General features: G+C 40.4%; 3 protein-coding genes and 1 pseudogene. All 4 read right to left on the bottom strand.

Annotation, left to right across the window (positions count from 1 at the left end):
• Positions 1-144: 144 nt before the first annotated feature.
• The 4 genes and pseudogenes from NH153_RS05010 to proB all read right to left on the bottom strand — a co-directional run bounded on the left by NH153_RS05010 (position 145) and on the right by proB (position 5,721).
• Positions 145-765 carry a hypothetical protein gene (locus NH153_RS05010; RefSeq protein WP_058584966.1) on the bottom strand — a complete coding sequence of 207 codons (621 nt, stop codon included), beginning with the start codon at positions 763-765 and terminating at the stop codon, positions 145-147.
• An 8-nt stretch (positions 766-773) separates the two neighbouring features.
• A pseudogene (locus NH153_RS05005) lies at positions 774-3,149 on the bottom strand (exonuclease domain-containing protein).
• Between the two features lie 227 nt (positions 3,150-3,376).
• On the bottom strand, positions 3,377-4,624 hold the full coding sequence (locus NH153_RS05000; protein ID WP_063701636.1) for a glutamate-5-semialdehyde dehydrogenase: 1,248 nt from the start codon (positions 4,622-4,624) through the stop codon (positions 3,377-3,379).
• Positions 4,621-5,721 (bottom strand): glutamate 5-kinase, encoded by a 1,101-nt coding sequence (proB, locus tag NH153_RS04995; protein ID WP_063701634.1) that lies wholly within the window; start codon positions 5,719-5,721, stop codon positions 4,621-4,623. The genes NH153_RS05000 and proB overlap by 4 nt, the downstream gene beginning before the upstream one ends.
• Positions 5,722-6,000 lie beyond the last annotated feature (279 nt).

The raw sequence follows: 6,000 nt of genomic DNA, 5'->3' as shown, positions 1-6,000 counted from the left end.
ATACTTTATTAGGGATCTGAATACTCAGATCCCTTTTTTATTTCAACGTGAAATCAAATGCTTAGCCATCAAGATATGTCGAAAATTACATTCGAGAGCAGGTATATCCTCATTAAAAACAATAGGTTAGTAGGTCTACTGTAATTAATGGTGTGAGGTGTAGTACCAATTGTCTGCGTATTTTATTATTTGAGTTACATCTTCTTCATCTAAATCCGCATAGCTCCTTGGGTCGCCGCCGTCAGGGACATATAAAAAACCAGAATAGTTGTCCAATATCCCTCTAAAGGTGTAGAAGAAAACGTATTTCGAACCGTCGATATCTTGAACCACAATCTCATTTCCGCCCATTGATATTTTTGAATACTCAGAGCCTAGTGCTATTAACGATGAATTATGTTGTACATTAGAGACAAGCTCGCCAGAGTAAACCCTTGCGACGACTTCTTGACGTTGAGATTCATATAAGTGGAAATCTGCATTTATCCAGAGCTTCGTAAACGGAACAAACTCTAGTACAGCAAGGGCAACCAATTGGACTGCTAAGGGAATTGTTGCCAACCACCTAATTTCTTTGAACTTAAAAAGACATGAAATGCTAAAACCGAGTCCCGTTAAAAAGACAATAAATACCACAAGCATCAACGGCATCATCAAGAAAGGAGTTATCCAATCAATGATTGACCATTGAAATGCCATTATTAATATAGCGAATGCCGACACCCCGACAGCTAGCTTAGCTCTGTTCTCTATTCCTTTAATCATTGACTTCCTTATTGTAAGTTTTTAATTTTGCTCGCGACTGTAAAGTCTAGAATATCTTCTATTGTATATTTCTTATCTGTAATGCCAAGCTTTTGAGCTGGTGTTGTTGCTTCCTGATACAGTCCTTTGTTTTTAAGTGACTTTTCGTCGGTCAATACGTAGTTGTTGTAGACCCTCAATATCTCAATAATCATAACCGCCCATTTAGGGTTGTATGAAGCGTAGCCATTCCATCGTTTACTGTTTGTGGCTGATGTTATTGGTCGCTCGAACATATTGATTCGGCGGCGTATCATTTGAAAGTAGTTATCAACTCCATATGTAGATACATCTAACAAATTCTCAGATAGCGTTTGGCTAACAGATATAGCGCCATGAAAGCCTACTAATGGTTTTACTTGAACAGAATGTCTAGATTTAGGAAATGGATGAACTAACCACTCTGATTTAGCCGATCCTGATTCAATAGTACGTTTGTGCATCTCGGCAGCCCAATATTGTTGCGATATTTGAGCTAGTTTTTCTCTATCAACTTTGGCCCTCTTTATGTCGCTCATAGTAATCCCATGCTTAAGAAGAACTTGTTCTGACCAGGCACGCTTGTCTTGCATTTGGCTGGCATTGTTCCTTTCTGCTTTTACAAGCACAGGGTAGAGTTTGCTGGCCGCAATCTGTTCTTTCATCACTAACCCAATACCAAGTTCAAAGCCTTCGTCGGCATCTGCGAATAAACGAGTGTAACGCGCCTCATTTACGTACTGTTTTATCACTTCAAGGTGTGCCATGAGAGAATAAGTTTGTTGCACTAGTAAATTTTTATTTGGTGCTTTCAGAGGCAGGGTATCATCAACGTCATCAGTTTCGACTTCTTGATTGGATAGAACGTACTGACCATACCTTCTCTTGTGTTCAGGCTTCTTAAGATCACTACATCTGCTAATGTCTCTTTTAATTACTTCCCAGTCTGAGGTGGTGTCGAAGTTAACTGTACTAGCAAATACAAATCGAGTTTTATTGTCTACCGTTGAAGTATTTACCAGTTTCGTAGGGCGACTGTCCTTCTTATCACTCCAGTTAGACAGGTAGTGCTGCCTGTCCATACTAACTTCTAGGGTTTTGCCTTTTAAAGCCTGAATGTTGTTCTGTATGTGCCAACGGTCAAACTCAACACACTGGTTAAAGAAAAACTCGATACGGTGGTAAATTAAAGTGATAGGCACATCCAAAATTTCTTCCATTCTGTTGACGATACCTTTGTTAATAAGCATTCTGAACAATATTCCATTGATATCAGCTCTCTTTTGACCATACTCAGCGTTCAACGGTACGTTGAAAGGATTGTGACAGGCATTGCATTCAATCCTTTGGGCTTCTCGATACTTCAATGACTCTACTGTTGACGGTACTGTGCCTCTTAAGGTGTAACGCTTAGGCTTATCTAACCAATTTACCACCGCATTTCGACATGGCCTAGTTCGTCGTCGTGATGTTTCAAGTTTCTTATCAGGGCAACAAATCTCTTTATTGGAAAATATTTGCTTTTGCCTATTTGACTCTTCAACGAAAGCTTTGTTGTTTATCAGTTTTGTACTTGTGCCGCAGATGATGCAAGTTAACACGCGACCTATCTTTGTTTTAGTAAACCTATAATCATTACCTAACCCTCGCATTATAGAGCCATCAGCTTTGCGTTTGGGATTAAGTGCGGCTACACCATAGTTTCGGCAGTTTGGGTTCTTACAGTAGTTAAGCTGAATAGCTTTACCAGTGATAGGATCTTTGTAGGCTCTTGGGATTGGAAAGGCTGTAGGCTCGACACGTTCATTTTGATGCGGTGTCTTCGCAAGTGGTTTGTCACTCGAATAATGAAACTTCAGGTACAGCTCCGCTGTAATAAAGGCATCTATTGCGGCACCGTGTGATTTTCTTTCAGTAATGTCTATACCATAACGTATGCAAGCATTATCTAATTTGACCCATTTCCCATAGTTTTCCCTATTGGCAAAATCCCTCATCAAGCAAGATACGTCGTAATCTCTATTGAAGACAATATCTAGTCCACATCGATCAATTTCTGATTGCAGGAAATCAACATCAAATTCTGAATTGTAAAAGGAAAGTCGTGCACCATCTATGAACTCTAGAAATTCTTCAGCTATTTGGCAGAACGTTGGCTTATCAAGCAAAAATGAATCTTCAATTTGGTGTACCGCGTGGGCTTCCGACGTACTCTTCTTACCTTCAGGGTTTTAGAAGTAGTGGAAGATGCTGCCTGTGATATCGCCATCAATTATTTCTACGGCAGCAAGGTTAACAATGCGATGCTTGCCCTTGCGTGGAGACAAGCCAGTTGTCTCTGTATCTATTATTACTACTCTGTCCATTGATCCCCCTAGCGATCAATTCTAGTAATAATTAGAAAAATTTCAATTAACTACTTAAGCTATTGAATATATAGAAAATACATCTGCTCGCGAATGTTTTTTTTGCGTAAGTTTTAATGTTAACCCTATGATTTTATGTACATAAATAAAAAGGGATCTACATATGTAGATCCCTAATAAAGTATCAGCCCAAGCAAAGCCCGGCTTTTTAAACAATTTTTTAGCGATTACTCACGAATTTGACCTTCACCATTCACTAAGTATTTTTCAGTTGTCAGCGATTCTAAGCCCATAGGGCCATAAGCATGTAACTTCGTTGTCGCGATACCAATCTCAGCACCTAAGCCTAATTGTGAGCCATCAGAAAAACGCGATGATGCATTAACCATCACCACAGACGCATCTACACTACGTTGGAATAATTGCGCCGCAGCTTGGTCTTTAGTACAAATCACTTCAGTGTGGTTTGAACCAAATTTAGCAATATGATCAATCGCACCTGCAAAATCAGGCACAACCTTAATTGCGATTTCTAAATCTAAGTACTCTTCACCAAACTCGTCGTCAGCAAGTACAGTGGCATTATCAAAATACTCGGCAGCATTCGCATCTGCATTTACTTTTACGCCTTCTTGACGAAGAACAACTGCACACAGGTTTAAAAACTCATCAGCGATATCTTGGTGAACCACTAAACCTTCTAAGGCATTACACACACCTGTGCGCTGAGTTTTACCATTTAATAGTAAATTGATTGCGACATTCAGATCAGCGTCTTTATCAACATAAAGGTGACATACACCTTTAAAGTGCTGAATGACTGGGATAGTGCTGTTTTCTGTCACAAAGTTAATTAAGCCTTCACCACCACGTGGGATGATTAAATCAATTGTGTCGCGTTGTTGCATCAGCTCCATAAGTAGACCACGGTCTGGATCTGGGATCACCGAAATTAACGCAGCAGGTAAACCATGCTTTTCAAGCACTTTGTGCATCACACTCGCAATGGCTTGTGAACTACGCAGTGCTTCTTTACCACCACGTAAAATCACACCATTACCCGATTTAAAACATAACGCACCAGCATCAGCCGTCACATTCGGGCGTGCTTCATAAATCATACACACAACACCAAGTGGTACGCGCATCTTGCTGATCTTAATACCGTTTGGGCGCTCTGAAATTTCGCGTAATTGACCAACAGGATCATCAAGGCTAACAATTACTTCAATGCCTTCAGCCATTGCTTCAATACGCTCATCGTTTAGCGTTAAACGGTCAATCATAGACGCAGCAAGGTTGTTATCACGCGCTACTGCCAAATCGCTTTCGTTTTCTTTGATGATAAAGGCTTTATTTTCTCGCAATGCCTGTGCCATCTCAGTTAACACTTGATTCTTAGTAGCAGTATCAAGTAAAGCTAACTGGGTTGCAGCTTTTGCAGCCTGACTCGAAATATCCGTAATTAAACTCATGACTTCTCCAATAATGCGATATCTTTCTCTGAAACAACTGGGCCGATTGAATCTTGCATTTTTTCGCTAAATTCACTTTGCTCGTTGTCAGCAATAAAATTCAATAAACAGCTACTGTAATTCGCTGTTGCTTTTGCTAGACGCGTACCATCATCACTGCGGACTAAAATAGTATCGCCTACGCCAAATTCCCCATGTACCGCAACGATTTCATCGCTACGAATACAGCCATCTTCGGTTGATTTATCAATCGAACCTTCTACGACAACCTCACCTTGCTCATTTGCTGTGTGAGTCATCCAATGCACAGCTTCTTGCATTGGTTTGTCATATGGTTTGAAGATAGTACCCGGGTTATCACCCTCTAACAGTCGGTTAAACGTCTGTTCTTTAAAACCATTTAAGATAAAGGTTGTAATACCATGTGAAGTGGCTTTTTCTGCCGCTTCGATCTTCGTTTTCATACCACCTGTGCCAACTGCGCTGGTTGCACAGCCGGCCATGGCATAAATAGATTCATCAATGCTATCTATTTCAGGTAGCAGCACTGCATCCTCATGTAAATTCGGGTTCTTGTCATAAAGACCATCTACGTCCGAAAAGATCATCAATGCGTCTGCGTCCGCAGCGGCTGCAACCATTGCCGACAAGTTATCGTTGTCGCCAACTTTTAAATCATCGGTTGTTACCGTGTCATTCTCATTAATGATCGGTAACACACCATGCTCTAGTAAGGTGAAAACTGTTTCACGAATACTGGTGTAACGCTCACGGTCACGTAAGTCACCGTGGGTTAATAAAATTTGTGCCGATGGAAAATCAAAGAAACGATCCCACATTGCCATCATTTCTGTTTGACCAGCAGCCGCCATAGCTTTTTTCATCGTTACTGAACGTTTTTCTTGTTCAGGGAATAAATGCGAACCAGCAGCTACCGAACCCGATGATACTAAAATAACTTCGATACCTTGCGCTCGACAACGAACGATGAACTGTGCAATGGTCAGTAAATAACGTGAACGACACCCATCTTGCTCTGGTGCGATTAACGCGCTACCTACTTTTAGTACTATACGTCGCCATTTAAACTTTTGCATAACTGTTCAACTTTCCATTTTACTATCTGTTCAGTGCCAATTTGCCACTGATTAAAAGACTCGCGTTTAGTGTTACTAAACGCACTGACTATTATCACTTTGTCAAACCACTTATCTATGCACACGACTACGCCACGCAAGTACTGCGATTAGATATAGCACAACTTTTATTCAGTCAGTAGACCAAACGGTTATAAACCATAAGTTGATTAAAAAAGATAAGTGTTGTTTATGTATCGCTGTAAAAAGCTGTGTGCGGCTTTTATTAATCACAACATA

It is taken from the genome of Pseudoalteromonas gelatinilytica (assembly GCF_001641615.1).
GTDB classification, from domain to species: domain Bacteria; phylum Pseudomonadota; class Gammaproteobacteria; order Enterobacterales; family Alteromonadaceae; genus Pseudoalteromonas; species Pseudoalteromonas gelatinilytica.
Note: the sequence above shows the minus strand (reverse complement) of the source record. Positions and strands in the feature narration are given on the sequence as shown.

Coding starts and splice junctions, on each gene's coding strand:
- NH153_RS05010 (WP_058584966.1), bottom strand. CDS start 765: ATGATTAAAGGAATAGAGAACAGAGCTAAGCTAGCTGTCGGGGTGTCG.
- NH153_RS05000 (WP_063701636.1), bottom strand. CDS start 4,624: ATGAGTTTAATTACGGATATTTCGAGTCAGGCTGCAAAAGCTGCAACC.
- proB (WP_063701634.1), bottom strand. CDS start 5,721: ATGCAAAAGTTTAAATGGCGACGTATAGTACTAAAAGTAGGTAGCGCG.